14 protein-coding genes, 5 tRNA genes, 4 pseudogenes and 1 riboswitch are annotated in these 21,393 nt (G+C 45.1%); of the genes and pseudogenes, 5 read left to right on the plus strand and 18 right to left on the minus strand.

Going from position 1 to position 21,393, the window contains the following annotated elements; genetic code table 11:
* Positions 1-188 precede the first annotated feature (188 nt).
* A complete protein-coding gene (locus DXA15_RS20800; protein WP_128135302.1) occupies positions 189-467 on the plus strand; it encodes an HU family DNA-binding protein in 279 nt (92 codons plus the stop codon).
* 6 nt (positions 468-473) lie between these two features.
* Here the strand turns inward: DXA15_RS20800 and DXA15_RS20805 are convergent, their stop codons facing one another.
* The 4 genes from DXA15_RS20805 to DXA15_RS20820 form a co-directional block, all read right to left on the minus strand.
* Positions 474-1,151, minus strand: coding sequence for a hypothetical protein (locus DXA15_RS20805; protein WP_128135303.1), 678 nt, complete (start codon positions 1,149-1,151; stop codon positions 474-476).
* A 72-nt stretch (positions 1,152-1,223) separates the two neighbouring features.
* Positions 1,224-2,228 (minus strand): ABC transporter ATP-binding protein, encoded by a 1,005-nt coding sequence (locus DXA15_RS20810; RefSeq protein WP_128135315.1) that lies wholly within the window; start codon positions 2,226-2,228, stop codon positions 1,224-1,226.
* 2 nt (positions 2,229-2,230) lie between these two features.
* Complete coding sequence (locus DXA15_RS20815) at positions 2,231-3,268, minus strand: iron ABC transporter permease (RefSeq protein WP_128135304.1); 1,038 nt, start codon at positions 3,266-3,268, stop codon at positions 2,231-2,233.
* Between the two features lie 6 nt (positions 3,269-3,274).
* Entirely contained in the window at positions 3,275-4,435 is a 1,161-nt protein-coding gene (locus DXA15_RS20820) for an ABC transporter substrate-binding protein (RefSeq protein ID WP_128135305.1), read from the minus strand.
* Between the two features lie 48 nt (positions 4,436-4,483).
* Positions 4,484-4,688, minus strand: a riboswitch (cobalamin riboswitch).
* A 66-nt stretch (positions 4,689-4,754) separates the two neighbouring features.
* On the opposite strand from DXA15_RS20820, the pseudogene DXA15_RS20825 reads away from it, so the two are divergent.
* A pseudogene (locus tag DXA15_RS20825) lies at positions 4,755-5,452 on the plus strand (precorrin-2 C(20)-methyltransferase).
* A 77-nt stretch (positions 5,453-5,529) separates the two neighbouring features.
* On the opposite strand, the gene DXA15_RS20830 reads toward DXA15_RS20825, so the two are convergent.
* The gene (locus DXA15_RS20830; RefSeq protein ID WP_128135306.1) at positions 5,530-5,982 is read right to left on the minus strand and encodes a hypothetical protein; all 453 of its coding nucleotides are present in this window, start codon (positions 5,980-5,982) and stop codon (positions 5,530-5,532) included.
* A 393-nt stretch (positions 5,983-6,375) separates the two neighbouring features.
* On the opposite strand from DXA15_RS20830, the pseudogene DXA15_RS20835 reads away from it, so the two are divergent.
* Positions 6,376-8,042 (plus strand): annotated as a pseudogene (locus DXA15_RS20835) (formate--tetrahydrofolate ligase).
* 99 nt (positions 8,043-8,141) lie between these two features.
* Here the strand turns inward: DXA15_RS20835 and DXA15_RS20840 are convergent.
* Positions 8,142-8,951, minus strand: a complete 810-nt coding sequence (locus tag DXA15_RS20840) for an alpha/beta hydrolase family protein (protein WP_128135307.1) — start codon at positions 8,949-8,951, stop codon at positions 8,142-8,144.
* Positions 8,952-9,000: 49 nt separating this feature from the next.
* A pseudogene (locus DXA15_RS20845) lies at positions 9,001-10,739 on the minus strand (thiamine pyrophosphate-dependent enzyme).
* A gap of 167 nt (positions 10,740-10,906) precedes the next feature.
* Here DXA15_RS20845 and DXA15_RS20850 point away from each other — a divergent pair.
* Positions 10,907-12,249: pseudogene (locus DXA15_RS20850) on the plus strand (MATE family efflux transporter).
* Positions 12,250-12,267: 18 nt separating this feature from the next.
* On the opposite strand, the gene DXA15_RS20855 reads toward DXA15_RS20850, so the two are convergent.
* The 4 genes from DXA15_RS20855 to DXA15_RS20870 form a co-directional block, all read right to left on the minus strand.
* Positions 12,268-12,355 (minus strand) — tRNA-Ser (locus tag DXA15_RS20855).
* 69 nt (positions 12,356-12,424) lie between these two features.
* Positions 12,425-12,509, minus strand: a tRNA-Ser gene (locus tag DXA15_RS20860).
* A 201-nt stretch (positions 12,510-12,710) separates the two neighbouring features.
* Entirely contained in the window at positions 12,711-13,676 is a 966-nt protein-coding gene (locus DXA15_RS20865) for a helix-turn-helix domain-containing protein (RefSeq protein WP_128135308.1), read from the minus strand.
* A 207-nt stretch (positions 13,677-13,883) separates the two neighbouring features.
* Positions 13,884-14,837 carry a helix-turn-helix domain-containing protein gene (locus DXA15_RS20870; RefSeq protein ID WP_128135309.1) on the minus strand — a complete coding sequence of 318 codons (954 nt, stop codon included), beginning with the start codon at positions 14,835-14,837 and terminating at the stop codon, positions 13,884-13,886.
* Positions 14,838-15,425: 588 nt separating this feature from the next.
* Between DXA15_RS20870 and DXA15_RS20875 the strand changes: the two genes are divergently transcribed.
* Complete coding sequence (locus DXA15_RS20875) at positions 15,426-15,944, plus strand: TlpA disulfide reductase family protein (protein WP_128135310.1); 519 nt, start codon at positions 15,426-15,428, stop codon at positions 15,942-15,944.
* Between the two features lie 14 nt (positions 15,945-15,958).
* Here DXA15_RS20875 and DXA15_RS20880 read toward each other — a convergent pair whose 3' ends face one another.
* From DXA15_RS20880 to DXA15_RS20910, 7 genes are all read right to left on the minus strand, one after another.
* Entirely contained in the window at positions 15,959-17,986 is a 2,028-nt protein-coding gene (locus tag DXA15_RS20880; RefSeq protein ID WP_128135311.1) for a glycosyl hydrolase, read from the minus strand.
* A 12-nt stretch (positions 17,987-17,998) separates the two neighbouring features.
* Positions 17,999-18,166, minus strand: coding sequence for a glycosyl hydrolase (locus tag DXA15_RS25330; protein ID WP_158579690.1), 168 nt, complete (start codon positions 18,164-18,166; stop codon positions 17,999-18,001).
* Between the two features lie 358 nt (positions 18,167-18,524).
* Positions 18,525-18,608: transfer RNA gene (locus DXA15_RS20890), tRNA-Leu, on the minus strand.
* Between the two features lie 3 nt (positions 18,609-18,611).
* A tRNA-Leu gene (locus DXA15_RS20895) sits at positions 18,612-18,696 on the minus strand.
* A 50-nt stretch (positions 18,697-18,746) separates the two neighbouring features.
* Positions 18,747-18,819 (minus strand) — tRNA-Gly (locus DXA15_RS20900).
* Between the two features lie 135 nt (positions 18,820-18,954).
* The gene (locus DXA15_RS20905; protein WP_128135313.1) at positions 18,955-19,782 is read right to left on the minus strand and encodes a purine nucleoside phosphorylase I, inosine and guanosine-specific; all 828 of its coding nucleotides are present in this window, start codon (positions 19,780-19,782) and stop codon (positions 18,955-18,957) included.
* A 233-nt stretch (positions 19,783-20,015) separates the two neighbouring features.
* Positions 20,016-21,272, minus strand: coding sequence for an amidohydrolase (locus DXA15_RS20910; RefSeq protein WP_128135314.1), 1,257 nt, complete (start codon positions 21,270-21,272; stop codon positions 20,016-20,018).
* Positions 21,273-21,393: the final 121 nt, after the last annotated feature.

The following is a 21,393-nucleotide window of genomic DNA, read 5'->3' on the forward strand; positions in this document are numbered from 1 at the left end:
GGCTTTAGCCACATTTCTCTCAGATAGAAAGCTTTAAGAAATGGGACTAAAGTCCAAAGAGATAGATTCTTTACTAGTCCGTCAGCTAAAGCAGACGGCAAATAGACCTGTAATAGTCAAGTAAGGTTGATGACAGGATAGCTCAAATCTAATAAATATTAATCCATCACTAAAACACCAATCATATTATGAACAAAGCAAATCTTATAAAATCAATTGCCCGGCGTACAGGGGCAACGGAATGCCAAAGCAAAAAGATGCTGGAGGCATTTATAAAAACACTGGAAGAGGAACTGGATGAAGGGAACGGGATCATCCTGCAAGGTATCGGCACTTTCTCTCCCTGGTATCAGAGCAAACGGCTCGGACGTAATCCGCGTACGGGAACGACCTGTGAGATCGCTCCCCGCACCAGCGTCAAGTTCAAACCGGGGAAATTGCTATTGCAGTGGCTGAACAGGAAATAACACGGCTTACTCGAGCCTGATCTCCTTACTCTGTACATAGGAAACATCCAACTGCCCGCCGGCACTCCCGTTGCTTTCCTGCAAAGGACTCACTTTTGCACGGCTCAGCGACAGGGTTGCCTTACCGGGCAGTGATGAATTACTGAACGTGATATTGATGGAACGGCTGCCCTCGTCGCGGTTAAAAATGCTGTTCACTCCGCCATCATAACTGATAGTAACTTCCACCACTTCGTTCGGACCAACCGAATCGCCTTCCCAGGTCAACGTGGTCGTACCTTTCACCTTTGCCGATGTAAACGATTCGGGAATAGCGATCGGTTTTACGTCTTTTATGGAAGCGACATTGGTATAGACCTCATCTTTTGCACGGGTAAAGGTGAAAGTCATATCTTCCAGTCCTTTAAAAGAATACGTATAGAAATAAATACCCACATTGGCAAAGTTGGGGTCCTTGCCGTTGAACAGGATGGAAGCCGGACCATTCAGTTTGATGTTGATCCCCGCACTATCCTGCTTATTGAAATTCGCTCCGACATTTGTCTTATTATTAGTCACATCGTAGGAAACACCGAGATTCTGATAGAAAGGGACATCCGGTTCAATATCGGAAGAATCATCACTGTCGCAGGAGGTGAGTGTCCATGCGAATAAAAGGGAGGCAAACAAGAAATACTTTTTCATGACGTTTAATATTTTGAATTACCTCTATATAACAAACGAAATGAAAAAAGTTTATCCCGTTAACATTCTCTGTCAGGTCTCAAGACACATCAGCAGTTCTTCAACAGAAGCAACCTGCCGCGGCGGATTCCCCGAAAGATAAAGGGTGATCGGAGATTCCACCGTCTCTCCCGCATCAATCCGGCTTTCCGATTCTATTTCGCAGCCGGCATGAATCCCGTTCCGCAGAAGCGCCTTACGCACCATCGCATATTTCTGGCCGCTGCCGGTAAGGCGGATTTCCCTGTCATAACGGTTGTCGATGCGGAACAGGCCGGTTTCCATATCGAAGACAATCCCTTTGCGGGCAAAGAAACCGCTCAGGTAACCGCTTAAAGCGAGGTCCTCGGGCGTACCGGTACTGATCCCTTTCACCTTGTCCATCAACCATATCTTATCGGCGATCTGAAGGGCCAGTTCAAGGTCGTGGGTAGAGAGGAAGATCGTTTTATTGGTCGTGCGGGTAAGATGATGCAAAAGCTGCATGATCTCCACCTTACTGGGAAAATCGAGAAAGGCAGTCGGCTCATCCAGGAAGATTACAGGCGTTTCCTGTGCCAGTGCTTTGGCGATCATGACCTTTTGCCGCTCACCGTCGGAAAGGGTGTGTACCATGCGCGAGGCGAGGTTCTCGATCCGGACCATGGCGATCGCCTCTTCCACGATCCGCCTGTCTTCTTTACCCAAGCGACCCCAAAAACCAGTGTACGGACTGCGTCCCATGCCGATCAGTTCACGGACAGACATGTTGCGGATGTCACACTTATCTGTCAGCACCACTCCCACTATAGTGCTAAGCTCCTTATCACTATAGTCCTGTATATCGCGGGACAGTAGTGCTATTTCGCCCGACAGGCGAGGCTGGAAAGCGGATAATGTACGTAATAAAGTAGACTTTCCGACACCGTTGGCTCCCAGCAAGCAGGTTAATTCGCCACTATAGATCGTTGTCGTTATATGACTTGCTACCAGCTTTGTATCACTTTTAGAATGATAACCGATAGACAGGTCTTTTATCTGTATCGTTGCCTCTTTCATACTCATTCGTTCAATTCGTTCTTACGTTTGCGGAACAGGACGGAAGCTACTACCGGAGCTCCCACCAGGGCCGTTACCGAGTTGACCGGCAAGGCTCCTTCAAAGCCAGGCATACGAGCGATCAGGTTGCAGGCAAGCGCCAAGGCGGCACCGGCAAAAAGGACAGCCGGCATCAGTACGCGATGGTCAGAAGTCTGAAAGATGGCGCGGCAAAGATGCGGCACTGCCAGTCCCAGGAAGATGATCGGCCCGCAATAAGCTGTGACGATAGCCGTCAGCACACCCGCCGAAGTAATGACGAGCAGGCGCGCCCGTTTTATATTCAACCCCAGGTTACGCGCATATCCGTCACCCAACAACATCAGGTTCAGCGTCTTTATCAGCAGGAAGGAAAGAGGGATCAGCACCGCCATAATGATCACAAATAACATCATCTGGTTGCCCGATACACGGGAAAAACTTCCCAACCCCCAGATCACATAAGCACGGATATCCTCTTCCACACTAAAAAACTTCAATACCCCGATCACGGCATTCGCTACATAACCGATCATCACACCGATAATCAGCAACGTTACATTTCCTTTTACTTTCTGCGAGACATATACGATCAGAGCCATCACAGACAAAGAACCGATCACGGCTGCAACCGACAGGGCTATCTCCCCCATGAACCCCAGCTTGCTGAGCGCCACACCTCCCAGGCTGCCACTCAACAGGACGACAAAGGCAACACCCATGCTCGCCCCCGAACTGATACCCAATACGGAAGGTCCGGCAAGCGGATTACGGAACACGGTCTGCATCTGAAGCCCGCTGATCGACAATCCGGCACCGGCAACCAAAGCCGTCAGTGCCTGCGGGAAACGCGACTTCCAGATAATGTTCTGCCAGGTAACAGGCTCTTCGCCGCTACTGAAAATGATATGCCAGACCGACTGCAACGGGATGGAAACAGATCCCAGCACCAGATTCAGAAACAACAGGACAACGATGGTAACAACGATCAGAAGCATCAGGAAAGTATTCGAGTATTTCATCGTCGCTTATTTAAGTAAATCATAATAGACCGGTGTATGGTCCGGTAATAAGTCCGGATGGAAAATATGCAACAGGTCAGCCAGCAAGACCTCCGGCTCGGTAGGCATACTTTCGTAAAAAGGCTTCTCCCGCATGTTACAATAGATGACGCCTTTCTCCCTGAACGCACGGAAATCGGCATAACGCGGGTCTTGCTCCTTCAGGGCCTCATAACTGTATGTATCGGGATAACTGTTCACGATACGCCAGTAATCGGCATCGTCAGCCTGGTTGTATATCGTTTCAAAATCGAGCGTGACACCACCGGAACGGTCGTCGTCCTTCAGGAAATAATCGGCACCGGCATCCTTGAAGAGTTGCGCTAGGAAGCTCTTCCCGCCTACCGCATACCAGTTTCCTCCGTGTATCTCGCCGCTGAAGACGATCGGACGTTTCTTCACCTGTCCTTCGGCTGTCAGCGCTTTCAGTTCATTGTAACGTTTTTCTATGGCGGAGAACTTATCGTTCGCCTCTTTCTCCATACCGAGCAGCAATCCGACGAACTTGATCCATTCCGCCTGTCCCAGCGGAGTCGTTTCCTTATATCCCAAGTGCGGTACCAAAGGGATACCGACATCTTTCATTGTCTCATATCCGCCCCGTTTGAAAGGAGAAATAAGAATCAAGTCAGGATTGATGCTCATGATCACTTCGTTATCAAAATTACCCTCGATACCGATCTTGGCTGTCTTTCCTTCTTTCAGCTGCTTATTGACAGTCTGGTTGAAAAGATGACGGGTACTGGTGATGCCGACCACTTTATCTTCCGCCCCTAGCTTGATGAAATTGGATAGCTGCAATGAAGTCATGCAAATGGCACTACGCACAGGGATCTCGATAACCGTATAATCCGCAGGGATACCTTCCGGCTTCGTTCCGCGCTCTACCAAGGCATATTGGAAACGGGTGCTTTCTTCATTCTGGGGATCTTGTATATCCATCAGGATATAACCGTCGGCATAGGACAGTTGAAAACCTTTGGCATATTGCGGCGTAATATGCGCCTCACGATCAGCAGATGCTGTCTGCTGTGCCGAAACACTCTCCTTCTCCTCCCGATTTTCCTTCGATACACACGACGTTGCCAGTAATGCAACCAGGCAACAACCTGCTAAATACTTGTTCATATTCATATTTGTTTTTATCCGACACAAACTGTCCAAACCCACGAGGACAACTGTTATGCTAAAAATGGCAGGTCTTCTGACTTACTTCCATCCCGAAAGCCTTCCCGATCACCTACGGATCAGTGGCAAAAGGTATTATCGGAATGTTACGAAGTTTCACAGCAGCGTGGACTGTCCGGGATTTCCACCCGGTTCCCTTTTAATCTGTCTCCATGAACAGGAGTTTTACAGAACCTATTTCGATCGCAAAAGTAATAAGAAGTTTGCAACTTTGCACTATTTTCAGCACATTTGCACCCCAAATAAAAACAAGAATAAAATGACTTACCCGATCAGTTTCGTATCATTAGGTCCCGGCGAACCGGAACTTATCACAGTGAAAGTCTCCGACAACTTCAGAAAGCAGATATTATCTACTGCCCAGCCACCCGTAACAGGCAGGGTGAAATCCTCTCGCGTGCCGCCGATATCGTACGTGCACTGGAAATAAACGAAACTGCCATCCGCTGCTTCATGCTCCCCATGAGCAAAGACCGCACGGAAGCCTGGAAAGCCTACGACGCCCTCTACAACGAAGCCGCCGCAAACTATGCGGAAGGCAGACAGATCGTTATCGTAGCCGAAGGCGATGCCGGCTTCTATTCTTCCATCCAGTATATATATGACAAGTTTATAGAGACGGGAATCGACGTTCAGCGTATTGCCGGAATCCCCGCCTTCATCGCTGCCGGAGCACTGGCCGGCTTGCACATTGTCAAACAGGAAGAACAGATCGTCGTTATTCCCGGCACTCCTTCCGCGGAAGAATTATCTGAAAAGATAAATGCCGGATACGTGATCGTCATTATGAAACTGTCGCAATGCGTGGAAGCCGTACATGCATGTATCCGCAAGCATCCGCAGACACAATTCCATTATTTTGAAAATGTAGGAACGGATAAGGAATACTACACCTCCGACCGGCAAATCATCGCAGAGAAATCTTTCCCTTATTTCTCACTGATGATCATACAATAAAAAAAGGGTGTAGCAGAAGAAACTTTTGCTACACCCTCAACTTAAAAATTACTATCCCGATTATTGTATCGCAAAAACTATACGGATTCTATGATACCGTTCAGACGGTTCATATGGTAGCGAAGCGACTGGACAGATTCCCAGTTCTGATGCCCCGACTTGCACAACTCACGTGCACTCACTAATACTCCTGAAATGTGACTGCTGATCTCTTCAATCTTTTTATTCGTTTCATTATAAAGAGTTTCAGTCTCTTCCGGTGAATAGATGGAAGCAGATTGTGCCAACGATTCAAGTAACTTCATCTGATAGACTCCGGCCCTGGGGATCAAGTTGCTGATGGCATAATGATGAAGATCCTGGATTTCCTTCTGCTTGGTGGTATCCCAACCGACATTATTCATACTCTCCGAAGAACCCATCTTCGAAAACATTCGAATACCCAAACAATCTGCAATTGTTTTAACCCATGATCCTGTCTCTGTTTCTCTTGAAACGACGCCTGCCAAACTAAATCTCATTGTTGCCATAATCAAATCTCCTTAATTACATAAACCGAAGTTTTTAAAATTGCCATTTACTTTCTTTTTATCACTCTAGACTTGCCATTAGTTTCATTTTATCATTTTGATATCGCAAAATTAGACAAATTATCATACACCACAACCCTTTATCTATATTTTAAAGTTCTTTAATACAAGAACTGTCGAAATACACTGTTTTTGCCAACCGAAGATTACAAATAAGTTGAAAAATGCGCACTTCACTTAACAAAGAATCATTACCAGCCTCCTTTTTGTGACTTTTGTCAATATAACGCCAATTTTACGCAGTTATCAGGCATTACAACCTTTCATTCTATCATTTTGTTATTTAATTAAAAATAATATACTTTTGTTGCCTCTTTAAACTTACATAAGCACATGAAATCGGATATAGAAATTGCAAGAGAAGTCTCCCTTCGCAAAATAAAGGAAGTTGCCACAGGTTTGGGTATTCCGCGCGAAGAAGTACAAAACTATGGTCGGTATATCGCCAAAGTGCCCCTTCACCTGATCGATGAAGAGAAAATCAAAAAACATAACCTGATCCTGGTAACGGCCATCACGCCTACCAAAGCAGGTATCGGTAAAACAACCGTATCTATCGGTCTGGCCCTGGGCCTGAACAAGATAGGTAAAAAAGCAGTCGCCGCCCTGCGTGAACCCTCGCTGGGTCCGTGTTTCGGAATGAAGGGCGGAGCAGCCGGAGGCGGATACGCACAGGTACTGCCGATGGAAAACATCAACTTGCATTTCACCGGCGATTTCCACGCGGTTACATCTGCCCACAACATGATCACAGCGTTGCTGGATAATTATATCTATCAGACACGCAACACCTGCGAAGGGCTGAAAGAGATCAAATGGAAACGCGTGCTCGACGTAAACGACCGTAGCCTGCGCAATATCGTATCCGGCCTGGGAGGTTCGGCAAACGGTGTTCCGACAGAGACAGGATTCGACATCACGCCGGCTTCCGAAATGATGGCTATCCTTTGTCTGGCGACCGATCTGGAAGACTTGAAACGCCGCATCGGTAATATCCTGCTGGGATATACAAACGACGATCAGCCGTTCACAGTCAATGACCTGGGGGTTGCTGGAGCGATCACCGTACTGCTGAAAGACGCCCTTCTGCCTAACCTGGTGCAGACAACAGAAAATACCCCTGCTTTCGTGCATGGCGGCCCGTTCGCCAACATCGCCCACGGCTGTAACTCGATCATCGCGACAAAGATGGCGCTTACCTACGGCGATTACGTGATTACGGAGGCTGGTTTCGGTGCCGACCTGGGTGCTGAGAAGTTCTTCGACATCAAATGCCGCAAAGCCGGCCTGAAACCGAAACTGACGGTTATCGTTGCTACCGCACAGAGCTTGAAGCTGCACGGCGGCGTTCCCGAATCACAGATCAAGGAACAGAACATCGAGGTCTGCGCAACGGCTTTGCCAACCTCGACAAGCATGTGGCCAATATGAAACGTTTCGGTCAGGAAGTGATCGTTACCTTCAACCGGTATGCTACCGATACAGACGAAGAAATCGCCCTGGTTGCCGAACATTGCAAAGAGCTGGGTGTAGGCTTCGCCATGAACAGCGTATTCGCCGAAGGCGGTGAAGGTGGCGTGGAACTGGCCAAACTGGTAGTAGATACGATCGAAAACAAGCCGTCGGGCGAGTTGAAGCTGATCTACGAAGATACAGACAATGTACGCGACAAGATCAAAAAGGTATCCGAAGAAATCTACGGTGCCACCTCAGTCACTTATACGACATTGGCGGACAAAAAGATCAAACAGATCGAAAGCCTGGGTATCTCCCACTACCCAATCTGTATCGCCAAGACACAATATTCATTCTCTTCCGATCCGAAGGCTTACGGCGTTGCCAAAAACTTCGAACTGAAAGTGCGCGATATCATCATCAACAACGGTGCCGAAATGATCGTTGTCATCATGGGTGAGATCATGCGTATGCCGGGACTTCCGAAAGACCCGCAGGCAAAACGGATCGACATCGTGAACGGACTGATCGAAGGGTTGAGTTAATTGAAAATTAAGAGCTATTTGTTTATAGTGACAGGAGTAACTAATTCCATCACTATAAACAAATATTCATATCTGATCAATCATGATTCAACTTGTCGATCATTTATTTCTGTTGAAAAATTTATTGAAGAATACTATCTGATAGTCAATGGAATTGCGCCAATAGTCGCCATTATGCGCACCCGGGCGGACAATGAAGTCGTGGTCGATCTTGTATTTCAGCAGCTTTTCATGAAAATTGTTATTTACTTCAAAGAAGAAATCACTGTAACCACAATCAAAGATTAAAGCTAAATCACCGTTCTTCAAACGATCAATCTGGTTGATGACCGTATGTTTCTCCCATACTTCTTGATTTTCACTTTCTTTGCCCAGCCATTCACTCATATTCCAGTTATTGGGGAAAGGACGAATATCAACACCACCGCTTGTGCTCCCGGCTGCACCGAAGATATCCTTATGACGGAATGAGAGCCACATGGCGCCGTGGCCTCCCATACTTAATCCGGTGATGGCGCGTGCCGTGCGGTCTTTTATTGTCGGGTAGTTGGCGTCGATATAATTGACCAGCTCCTTAGCGACAAAAGTTTCATAGCGGTAAGATGGATTGACCGGACTGTCCCAATACCAGCTGTTCTTGCCATCCGGACAAACAAATATGATTCCATACTGGTCAGCGATCTCGGGTAAGTTTGGTTTCAGACCGATCCAGGTTTTGGCATTTCCTCCATGCCCGTGCAGTAAATAAATGACCGGAGCCGTTGTCTTTCCGTTTTCTGGCAAGACGACAACGGTCTGAATCTCTTTATTCATCGCATCACTGCGTACATGAATCGTATCGACAACCGCCGCCTGAACAGACAAGGCGAAAAAAGCAACTAGAGACAAAAAAAATATCTTTGCTTTCATAATCTTGTATAGAATTTATTAGTTGAAAGCAAAGATATTTATTTTTTGGTTAGAAGACTTCTTTCCAGTGCTTCAGATTTGTATCGATCGTATCCATTACTTCTTTTGAGCGGCCTTCCATCAGCAGTTTATACATGGTCTGCGCAAATCCGAGCATTTGGGTGAACTCGATCTTCGGAGGCATCGCCAAGGCATTCGGATCGGTCATGATATTGACCAGGACGGGACCGTCGGAGGCAAAGGCTTTTGTCAGCGTCGGCAGCACATCATCCGGATTGCTGACATTGTATCCTGCCATTCCCATCGAGAGGGCAACACGGGCAAAGTCGGGATTGAGCATCGTCGTCTGCCAGTCCGGCAGTCCGGCGACTTCCATTTCCAGTTTGACCATTCCCAACGAACGGTTATTGAAGACGATCAGCTTGACCGGCAGTTTATATTGCACGATCGTCGCCAGGTCGCCCAGCATCATCGAAAGGCCGCCATCGCCACAGAGGCAACCGCCTGACGGCCGGGATAAGCCAGTGCCGCCCCTATGGCCTGCGGCATGGCATTCGCCATCGAACCGTGGTTGAACGATCCCAACATCTTCCGTTTTCCGGTTGCTTGCAGGTAACGGGCGCCCCATACGCAGGTCATGCCCGTATCGACCGTAAAGACGGCATCTTTTGAGGCCAGTTCGTCGATTATGGAAATGACATATTCCGGATGGATCTTTTCATCTTTGCCTTTTACTTCAGCGGCCGAGCGCAGGTTTCGCTTCACCTTGTCGTAATGGGCCAGTTGTTCACGCAGGAAGCTGTCATTCGTTTTCTGACGGACCAAAGGGAGCAGTTCCTGTAAGGTATCTTTCACATCGCCGCAGAGTCCCATCTTTATTTTGGCACGACGCCCCAGACGGTTTGCTTTGATATCGACCTGCACGATTGTATTGTTTTGCGGCATAAAGGCTTCGTAAGGGAAATCCGTACCCAACAACAATAAGACTTCCGCTTCGTGCATGCTGTAATAGCCGGAAGGCATTCCCAACAGGCCGGTCATACCTACTTCGTTCGGGTTATCGTACTGGATTTCCATTTTACTTTTGAAAGAATATGCCACCGGGGCATTCAGGCGCCGGGATAATTCGACCAGTTCCTTATGGGCGTCTTTCGCTCCTATCCCACAGAAAATGGTTACTTTTTCCGCTTTGTTCAGCAGGTCGGCCAATGTGTCGATCTCTTCTGCCGAGGGGCAGACGCGCTGTTTGGTCGGGAAAGGCTGCTGGGATGATTCGCCCGACGTTGCAGTCTTCGAAGTCAGGTCGCCGGGCAGACCGATCACTCCTACTCCGCGAAAAGAAAGGGCGGCCTGTATGGCTCCCTGCAACATGCGAGGGAACTGTTCGGGCGTTGTTGCGACCTGGTTGTAATAACTGCAATCTTCAAATAATTTGATTGTATTGGTTTCCTGAAAATATTCCGTTCCGAACTCGTGGGTCGGCAATGTGGATGCGATGGCCAACACCGGTGCTCCCGAACGTTGGGCGTCATATAACCCGTTGATCAGGTGGACATGTCCGGGGCCGCTACTTCCCGCACAGCAGGCCAGTTCGCCGTTCAATTGCGCTTCGGCGGCAGCGGCAAAAGCGCCTGTTTCTTCGTGGCGGACGTGGATCCATTTGATCTTTCCGCTTTTACGCACAGCTTCGTTTACCTCGTTCAAGCTGTCTCCCGTGACAGCATAGATACGTTTTACGCCTGCCTTTTCAAGCGTATCGACTAATTGTTCCGCTACATTCTTTGCCATAATTATATGTACTTTTTCTTTTATGTTTTGTTTATAAAAGAACTATGGTAGAATGCAAAATGTTTTGAAAACAGGGTATAATAAACATCAGCAGATTTTATAAGTGTATCCCAGTCCTTTTTGATATAAAATCGTTACCTTTGCGGCGATTGTTTAGGGAAATAGTTATGGGAACTTCAAAAGAAATGACCTCCGGCGCTGCATTACCGTTGATCTTCAACTTTGCGATGCCGGTACTTTTAGCCAACTTACTCCAACAGACCTACTCTTTGATCGATGCGGCTATTGTTGGCAAGTTTTTAGGGATCGATGCTTTCTCGGCTGTCGGTGCCAGTACTTCCGTCATTTTTCTTATCATCGGGTTTTGCAACGGGTGTTGTGCGGGATTTGGCATACCGGTAGCACAGAAGTTCGGCGCTAGGGATTACAGTACGATGAGACAGTATGTTTCTATCAGCCTGCAACTGGCGGCTGTCATGTCGGTTATTATTGCGGTCGTTACAAGTCTCTATTGCCGGGATATTTTAAGGATCATGCAGACGCCGGAGAATATATTCAGGGATGCTTATCTCTATTTGCTGGTTACTTTTATCGGCGTTCCGTGTACATTTTTCTATAATCTGCTTTCCAGCCTCATCCGTGCACTGGGCGACAGCAAGACTCCATTCTGGTTCCTGCTTTTTTCAACGATACTCAATGTGATTCTCGATCTGGTTTGTATCTTGGTATTCAAATGGGGAGTTGCCGGGGCGGCCATTGCAACGCTTCTTTCACAAGGTATATCGGCCGTTCTCTGCTACATTTATATGTATCGCCGCTTTGAAATATTAAGGAGCACGCGGGAAGAACGGAAGTTCCGGCCTAACCTGGCAGGGAATTTGATGTGGATTGGTGTGCCGATGGGACTTCAGTTTTCCATCACGGCAATCGGCAGCATTATGTTGCAGAGTGCCAATAACGCATTGGGATCGGCCTGCATTGCTGCGTTTGCTTCGGCTGTGCGCATCAAGTCGTTCTTTATCTGCCCGTTCGAAAGCCTGGGGATTGCCATGGCCACTTATACCGGACAGAATTACGGAGCCGGAAAGCCGGAACGTATCTGGCTGGGTATTAAGGCAAGCGGATTGATGATGATTGTCTATGCTGCATTTTCTTTCCTTATACTGATACTGGCATCACGCGAACTGACGCTGATCTTTGTCGATCCTTCCGAGACGGAAATCATAAATGATGCCGTTCAGTTCCTGCATATTTCCTGCTCATTTTTTCCAATCCTGGGAATTTTGTGCATCCTGCGTTATACAATCCAGGGAGCCGGATTTACGAATCTGGCTATGCTGTCGGGCGTATCCGAGATGATTGCCCGTACGCTGGTCAGTATTTATGCGGTACCTGCTTTTGGATTTATGGCCGTTTGCTTCGGTGATGCGACTGCTGGATGGCTGCGGATTTGTTTCTGATTCCGGCCTTCATCTATGTATATAAGAAAATAAAAAAGGTAAAAAGATAAAACTTGCAGTACGAACTGCGGAGAGAGCGGGATTCGAACCCGCGAAACCCTTTAGGGGTTTACACGCTTTCCAGGCGTACCTCTTCAACCACTCGAGCATCTCTCCTTTTGTGAAGAACCGGAGAACATATAACCCTCCATATATAATAAAAAAGCAGCTTTTATGCTGCTTCTGCGGAGAGATAGGGATTCGAACCCCAGGAACCTTTCAGTTCAACGGTTTTCAAGACCGCCGCAATCGACCACTCTGCCATCTCTCCAATAAATCAAAATTATCAACACCTCTTTAGAGGTTGCTTTTCAAAGCAGTTGACGTTTCTTGTTTACGGGTGCAAAAGTAGGTAAAAGATTCATACGCTCCAAATTTTGGATGCTTATTTTTATATCTTTTTTTACTATATCCAACCTGAAACCACCTTTTTTACAGGTAAGTTTCTGATACTCTTTATAGATAGAAAAGATTACAAATTTTGAATCAGTTCACGCTGTGCTTTAAAAAATGCGATCCTCTGCCTCTCACCACTGACTGAAATCATGATAGAAGAACGGATCAGGGCCCTCAACCATTTCCGCAACTTCTCGTAGGTCCCCTCATCCAGGGAGGCGACCGAGCTAAGGATGAATGTTTTTATCAGGCTGATATGGTAGTTTTTTATCTGGACGCACCAATAACTCGTATCAAAATTCACACTCGAAATATAGATAAAGACTTTATTCCCGGTTTCCTCAAAATAGCCGCGTGTTGCGAGTTTCTCCATTTCATCCAACAAGTCCATCAGTTCATTCTTCAGATGTTTTACATCCTCTTTCCCGATCAGATGAATACTCATAAAATAATTAATATCATTTACCAGATAATGAAATATCAACGGATCGAGTATGTAATATGAATTATGGATATGCCGTGCTTCTTCTACCCCAGCCAACTGTATTCCCAGAAAGCGGTCGGTGACCTCTATCTCTTCAAAACGTTTTGTTTTTCCCGGAGTTCCGCATTGGTATAGCCACTTGAAAAGATAAAACTGCGAAATATATTTATATTTCATATAAAGCTGCTGAGGCAAAATGTTCGTACAATCGATCAGTTCGGACCTATCATCTTCACGAGCCAGACCTAATATATCGATATACTGATCCAGCATATCATAATCAGTCTCCATCGGATTCACAAAATCCACCAATTTCAATTGGAACGGTCTGCTTTTCGCAGTAACTGTACCGACCAGGTTATCCAATGATATCCCAAATGCATTCGCGATAGTGACGATCTCTGCAAATGTAAAAGCGACCTCTCCCCGTAAACGCCGGTAAACAGCCTCCTTCTCAATACATAATAAATCAACAAGCGCATTTACTAAATTCGTTTTTTGAGGAAATTCCTCTTTGATGGCATTTAGCAAATTATCATACAAAAGTTCTTTTTTCATGTTACAGAATTATAAGTCTTGATATTAGTGGATCTATAGTTTTCATACAAAGATAAATAAGGAACCCATAAATTAACTGTCGGACAATCCGGCAAAGCATCTTTTAAAACCCAAAAAAGGCTAACAAAACAAACAGACATTGAATCTTGGTTGCTGATAAAAGCCGTATTCTCAGTTAATAATCTATAACATCCTTTTTCACAAAACCTATAAGGCTTTAATAATGGAACGTTGTTTCTCAAAAAAGCAGATACGTTGCCTGGCACCACTCACGGAAATCATTGTCGACGATCGGATCACAGCCTGGAGCCATCCCGATATCCGTTCATACGTCTGACGGTCCAAAGAAACGACAGCATTCAGGGTAAAGGCTCTTATCAGGCTGACACGTAAATGTTTCACCTCCACACACCGGTAGCTGGTATCAAAATTCGTACTCGATATATAAAAATAGACACTGCTTCCGGTATCATCAAACTTTCCTTTTATTGCCAACATTTCCATATCATCCAAAAATTGCAACAGTTCTTTTTTCAGTAATTGCAAATCCTCTTTTCCCAGCAAATTGACACTGGTAAAATAATTTATATCATTGGCCAGATAACAAAAGATCAACGGGTCCCATATATAAAACGTCTGGCTGATAAGTTTTGCGGCCGCAACGCTCCTCTCCTGTATCTTTTCCAGACTTTGAGTCGGATAAACGTCTTTAAAACAAAGTTTCCTGTCAAGGTCCTTATTCTGATAGATCCATTTAAAAAGAAAAAAGCGCGATATATTTTTATATGCCAGATAAAGGGACTGGGGCAAAACGCCGGAACAATCCATGGCTTTCGATTTTTTATCCTCTTTTCCCTGGTTATGGATATAAATATAATGTTCCAACATCTCATAATCGATATCGCCGGAGTCAACATATTCAATCAGCCTCAACTGGAAAGGCCTGCTATGAGCATACCGGGCCCCCACTTGGTTATCAAGAGAGATCCCAAGCGTACTCGCAATGACAGCTATCTCAGAGAAAGAAAAAGCCACTTCACCGCGCAGCCGTCGATATACCGCTTCTTTTTCCAGACTTAACAGATCCGCAAGCGTATTCGTCAGCATTCCCCGGTTGGGTATTTTTCCTCTAGATCTATTCTCCCTAAAACCAGACGATATGAAATAAAGCCGGCATTTTTTCTGATGTTTTCAGACATTACATATCCATCCAATCCACACATAATCAAATAATAAAATAAACAAGTACCGATTTACGGCAATTGCCATTCAGAAAAGCATAAACCGGCAAAAAAAGAGAAATAAGCGATCCGGCAAGACAAAAACAGTCGGTTCCTTTCCGTCGTACACCAATAACACCTTTTATAAACAAAGAGAAATACCCAGTTCTCCATTTTACATCAGGCCTACAGCATAATACTTGTTATCAGGCAAATACAAGTAAATTAAAAAACATACATTTACTTTTGTAAATATGGCAAAACTTGTACTTTAAACCGACCCCAAGATGTGAACTCAGACAGGATTACAGCATCCTCATATAATGTACATAGGAATGTGAATCCGAATCAGTTACAAATAACCAAAACATTCTCGGTAATAAAATGAAAATTGCAGCGGTAAAAGGGGATGCTGCTAAAAGGGGTTGTCCGTTCTGACGACAGGTTGTGAAATCTACAAAACGGCAGCTCCTTTTCTTTCAGGGATTCAAATACATTCATTATCTTCGTAAACTAAAACAATAAATATATGCATATCACAAAAATTCTTTCATTTATAGTCACTATGACCCTCCTTCTCTTTTCCTGTATAAAGGATGACGAGAGTGAAACTATTAATTATATTAATGTCAAGAGCCAAATCCCTACATTTGCAGTCGAAGATACAGCCGGAAACACATTCAGCTCCAAACAGTTCATCGGCAAACAATCCTTACTGGTATTCTTCGGGACTTACTGTCCGGATTGCAAACAGGTCCTGCCGGTTATAGAAGAGGTCTGGAAAGAACTGAAAGACGATCCCAAATTCCTGCTGGTAACGATTTCCCGGAAAGAAACAGCCGAAGCTGTTTCCAATTACTGGGAAGAGAATCAATTCACAATGCCATTCTACCTGGATACCCGCGGTGAGGTTTTCTCCCTCTTCGCCAACAATACGATTCCCCGGATATATATTATCAATCCGGATAACGAAGTCGTCTGGATGGCTGTTGAGTCTTTGGATATTTCAGCAAAAGAACTAATTCAAAAGATTAAAGGATTGAAATAAAACAAGGCACACCATCATTCTTTCATAACAATCCGTACAGGACCTAACAAACCGGATTCCAATAAAGGAGAATCTTTGGTATAATGGGTAAATGTAGCGAAGGTATATCTGTCGCCCGGTCTTTTTTCACCATGCAGCAACCATTCCGGCCATTGTCCATTGACAATCCCGTCATACGGCTTAAGTTCATCTCCGATCAGTCGGTTGGGCCATAGATTCGTGACTTCTATCCGAAGCTCATTATCTCCTTCTTTTATAGCATCCGTAATCTCTACTTCCCACGGATTTGTCCATATTACACCGAGGTCTTTACCGTTCAACCAGACTTTTGCGATATTTTTAACCTTACCCAAGTCCAGATAAACCGGCTTCTGTAAAGACTGCGAATAGTTGAACGATTGGTGATACACCGCCGTGCCGGAATAATATTTTATTCCATCATTCGAAGACTGGCTCCAATCCTGCAATTCTGTAAATTCAACCTGTCCAGGTCCGCCCCATTTTGAATCAAAAGTGACAAGCCAGGTGTTATCCAGTTTCTGTATTTCTTTCGATGGCTGGAAATTCTTCATACCGGGAACAGGCCGAGGCTTTCCGTCAAAAATGATAAAGAAACTCTGATTCGCATCAAATGACAAATCAATGGAGGTGCAGACTCCGTCCTCGGTAAATGAAGGTAAATTTCTGATTTCCCCGTTAACCGGATTCCACAATTGAGGCTGTTTGCCAGCCACGCGGAAAGTACAGGTAGTAGTCAACGATTCTTTTGTACGGTTAGAAACGAAATAAAAATCCAGTTCCTTTATCTTTTTATGAATATATCTTACCTTCCCTACATCCGACCGGAAATCATCTTCCAGATTCATTTTACTTAATAGACCCGAAGTCAGTTGATAGTCCGGATAAAGATTATCTTCTTTTATTTTAATATCCTGTCCCCAGTAAACAAGCCCCTTGCCATAAGCACGTTCGACAAGCCCTTCCGGAAGTTCTTTTCCACCCCAAAGCTCCGTTATCTTTGCTGATAACTCCTGATCACAAGCCGGATAATCAGTCAACCCGGGAGCATGCAATGGTGGTATTCCTACCAGAACCGCACCTTCCTGTACCAACGATTTTATCTTTTCCAATAGCCGGGGTGTCATAGTTTCAAAAACAGGAAGGACCAAAAGACTGTATTGCATTCCGGACGGAAACTTTATTTTACCGTTCTCGACCGAAGCAGTATATAACAGGCTCGGAGGACAAGCATCAAAATTATGCCCACGCTTATCAATCAAAAAATCACCATCCAATGCTGATTCAGGTGCCCTGAAGACGAACGGAGCCTCTTCCGGTGCCAGATAAAGGACATCGGCTACCGTCTGCCCCTTTATATTAGCCAAAGAACTCCCCTCTACAGCGCTGAAAGAAGTATTATATCCTCCGGGACTCCAAAACTCACACATCGGTATATCGGCTGAAGCACCCAATTCCAGGTCCTGCATGGGATTCATGTCATAAGGCTCTATCGAAAGCCTCATACCATGCTTATGTGCATAAGCCTTTACAAACAAAGAATGGTTTTCAAGCATTAACTCCTGCATAGTCTGCCGCAGATCCCACAAAAAGCGTTCACTGATCTGTTTATTTCCTACAATATAGCCGGCATAAACGGGATAATAAGGTTGAGGATCATATCCTCTCCTTTTCTTAAACTCCTGGCGTAACTTAGGAGTCCAGTTCTGAACCCCCATCTCCCAACTATCCATATGCAGAATTTTCAATCCGCCGGGTAAAAGCGTATCACGCTCACCCAACAGGGAAAATAACTCTTCTGTAAAAACACGCAGATGGGCCATCAGGGCTGTCGTATCCGCTTTATCACATTCGAAACCAACTCCGGGAAGTGGTGCCGGACGTGTTACAGCACCGTTATTGCGAACTCCCACCCTCATAACTGTCCACTCTCCCGTCGGGACATCCCAGGTCACAGAGCCATTAGCCAGCTGATCTGTCAAATCAACAATCTTATCAACGGAAACTATATCACGCGGATCAATCCTGTACTATCATTAGGGCACCCCCACATTCACCTCCAAAAATACAACAGAGCCGATGCCCGCTTTCTTCATTGACTCCAGATCCTTCGTCATTCCTTCTTTGGATAAATTTCCATCCATAAAATACCAGTATACTCCCGGACGGGCATCATCGGGCGGTGTCACGAAATGTTTCCGCAAAGAATCTATTTCTTTATATGAATTATCAAATCGGCAAGAATCCGCTAGGAACAAAAGACTTATACTTATAAACCCCCAAAATACTTTTTTCATCTTCGATCAAATTTAAAAGGTTATTATCCACGTTTCATGATATGCAAATATATCGAATCCGAATCAGCCTTATTTTTACAAATTTGACTTTATATCTCTAAAAAATGACAGTTCTTATATAAATCATTACGGATTTATCTACAGAAGACGTATTATGCAGTAAATGTGGTTTATACTAAATGAAAATTGTCCATATAACAGCTTCAAGCAATATGCTCTTAACTAATTACATGGACAATTATCTTTTTCTATTCTTTACGAAATGTGCGCAGAATGAGACTCGAACTCACACACCGGAACCGGCACTACCCCCTCAAAGTAGCGTGTCTACCAATTTCACCATCTGCGCGAATGGTGCCCAGAACAGGACTCGAACCTGCACGCCTTGCGACACACGCACCTGAAACGTGCGCGTCTACCAATTCCGCCACCTGGGCATTTTCCATTACATAAAAAAGGCGGCCTCTTACCGCGCTTATTATTTATGAGCGGAAGACGGGACTCGAACCCGCGACCCTAACCTTGGCAAGGTTATGCTCTACCAACTGAGCTACTTCCGCGATAACGGGTGCAAAGATAGAGGTATTTTTTTATTTTCCAAAACCGGAAGATACTTTTTTTACACTATTTTTTCCTTACTCACCCGTTCAAATTTCTATCTTATTTTAACACAGCAACTTTCACCCCGAAAAAAATCAGATACGGGAAACGAGTTCACTGAATAAAGTTGTCATTACTACCGCAGCCTTGTTGGCTGCTACGATCACGTCCGCTCCGTCATTCACAAAATCATCGGCAAAATGGTAACCTTCATTCGTAATCACCGACATTCCGAAGACTCTTAATCCTGCATGGCGGGCTACGATTACTTCCGGAACCGTACTCATTCCAATCGCGTCACCTCCTACCCGGCCATAAAAAGCATATTCGGAAGGTGTTTCAAAAGAAGGACCGGTCAGACCGACATATACACCTTTTTTCAAAGGAATATTATGAGATGCTGCAATCTCTTCCACCAAACGGACAAACTCACGGTCATAGGCACGGGTCATATCCGGGAAACGAGTACCGAACAATTCATTATTAGGCCCTATCAACGGATTAGGCATCATATTTATATGATCACGGATAATCATCAGGTCACCAACTTTGAAAGTGTTATTTATTCCTCCGGCAGCATTCGACACCAAAAGATTCTTTATACCCAACAATTTCATCACACGAACGGGAAATGTCACCTGTTGCATGGAATACCCTTCATAATAATGAAAACGCCCCTGCATAGCCAGGACTTGTTTACCTCCCAGTTTGCCGCAAATAAAATTACCTTTATGACCGGCAGCCGTAGAATGCATAAAATGAGAAATCTCTGCATACGGAATTACAATGGCATCCTGTATCCGGTCTGCCAGTGAACCTAATCCGCTGCCTAGAATAATAGCCGTTTCCGGATTTCCGGTGATGCGTGCAGCTATAAATGCCGCTGCCTCCTGATATTGTTCGTTTGTATAACTTGTATTCATAGCATCATAAATTTATTTCAATATAATAATCTCCTTGAAATGCCATTACGACAGAAACGTATCTTTATAAAGACTTTTCTGTCATACCTACCTCTAAATTCATTTAGACCTAGGTGTAAATAGATTTAGAGGTAGGTGTAAATCATTTTAGACGTACGTCTTTTACAAAAGACATTATGAACTTTTCCTGAAAAGCTACTGATGATGTAAAACAATCACCGGCAACTTAAAAGTTATCTTTTCATTAAATTGTAGGCTATTTGTGCCGCGCGTTCCATTATCTCCTCTTCACCCGGTACTTTCTTATCCTGCATCAGGATTTTTCCGTCACAAATAACGGTATCGATGCAGCTGCCGTTTGCAGCATAGACAAGGTTGGATATGAAATTGAAATTCGGAGTAAATGCCGGCATATTCAAATCTACCAAAGAAAGGTCTGCCAGGTAACCTTCTGCTATCCGTCCGGCTTTTAAGCCCACAAAAGAGGCTCCGGCTTCCGTGGCGGAATGGAATATTTCATCGGCTGTAACGGCTTCCGGGTCTTTTCGCCAGACTTTTCCCAACAGGGAGGCCAGCTTCATCGCTTCCACCATATCGAGATTATTGGACGACGAACAACCGTCAGTACCCAGACCGACAGTGATGCCGGCTTCACGCATTTCCTTAAATTTGAAGTGCATGCCAGATGCCAGTTTCATATTGGAGGCCGGATTATGCGCGACCTTCACTCCATGGTCTGCCAGCATACGGATTTCATCTGCATCTACATAGATACCGTGGGAAATCAACAAACGGGGAGACAATACACCCAACTTATATAAATACCGGACAGGAGTCGCCCCGAACTGCTTTACAGAGTTCTCCACTTCTCCTTCCGTTTCTGCCAGATGCAGTTGGATTGGCACGTTATGTTCTTTTGCAAAAGCATCCGCCCATTGCAGCAACTCACCGGAAACCGTATAGATGGCGTGCGGACCCACAGAGAAATGTATCCGTTTATCGTATCTGTCCATCTCTTTATACAACTTCTGAATGGTCTGTTTACTTTTCTCTGCCAACTCCGGTTGGAAATGGTCGAAACAGGCACTGGAAATGACTGCCCGGATTCCCATCTCCTCGACAGCCTCCGCTGTAGCATGAAACTTATGATACATGTCGAAGAAAGTAGTCGTTCCGCTTTTTATCATTTCCAGACAGGCCAGTTTAGCTCCCCAGAAAACATCTTCTTTCGTCAGTTTCGCTTCATTGGGCCATATCTTTTCTTCCAACCAGGGCATTAAAGGCATATCGTCTCCAAAGCCGCGGAACAAAGTCATAGCCGCATGTGTATGCGTATTGACAAATCCTGGAATGGCAGCCTTACGGCGACCGTCAATCACTTTATCAGCGACAACAGACAGGCCGGGACCTATCTGTTTGATGTATTTGTTTTCTATATAAATATCGGTAGAAACACCATTCAGTTCTACCTCTTTAATCAGCAGCTTCATACAAACTTAGCTTTCATATTCTTATGTTTTTAGCAAAAATTTTCCGATAAAATAGGAGAATAAAATTCATCCCTTTTGATAACGGCGAACATTCTCGCCACAAGTTTTGCCCGTAAAGCAT

This window comes from Parabacteroides sp. AM58-2XD (genome assembly GCF_003463685.1).
Taxonomy (GTDB): Bacteria; Bacteroidota; Bacteroidia; order Bacteroidales; family Tannerellaceae; genus Parabacteroides; species Parabacteroides segnis.

Bases quoted from the DNA above. Each gene is read 5' to 3' on its own strand.
- DXA15_RS20800 (WP_128135302.1), top strand. From the start codon at position 189: ATGAACAAAGCAAATCTTATAAAATCAATTGCCCGGCGTACAGGGGCA.
- DXA15_RS20805 (WP_128135303.1), bottom strand. From the start codon at position 1,151: ATGAAAAAGTATTTCTTGTTTGCCTCCCTTTTATTCGCATGGACACTC.
- DXA15_RS20810 (WP_128135315.1), bottom strand. From the start codon at position 2,228: ATGAAAGAGGCAACGATACAGATAAAAGACCTGTCTATCGGTTATCAT.
- DXA15_RS20815 (WP_128135304.1), bottom strand. From the start codon at position 3,268: ATGAAATACTCGAATACTTTCCTGATGCTTCTGATCGTTGTTACCATC.
- DXA15_RS20820 (WP_128135305.1), bottom strand. From the start codon at position 4,435: ATGAACAAGTATTTAGCAGGTTGTTGCCTGGTTGCATTACTGGCAACG.
- DXA15_RS20830 (WP_128135306.1), bottom strand. From the start codon at position 5,982: ATGGCAACAATGAGATTTAGTTTGGCAGGCGTCGTTTCAAGAGAAACA.
- DXA15_RS20840 (WP_128135307.1), bottom strand. From the start codon at position 8,951: ATGAAAGCAAAGATATTTTTTTTGTCTCTAGTTGCTTTTTTCGCCTTG.
- DXA15_RS20865 (WP_128135308.1), bottom strand. From the start codon at position 13,676: ATGAAAAAAGAACTTTTGTATGATAATTTGCTAAATGCCATCAAAGAG.
- DXA15_RS20875 (WP_128135310.1), top strand. From the start codon at position 15,426: ATGCATATCACAAAAATTCTTTCATTTATAGTCACTATGACCCTCCTT.
- DXA15_RS20905 (WP_128135313.1), bottom strand. From the start codon at position 19,782: ATGAATACAAGTTATACAAACGAACAATATCAGGAGGCAGCGGCATTT.
- DXA15_RS20910 (WP_128135314.1), bottom strand. From the start codon at position 21,272: ATGAAGCTGCTGATTAAAGAGGTAGAACTGAATGGTGTTTCTACCGAT.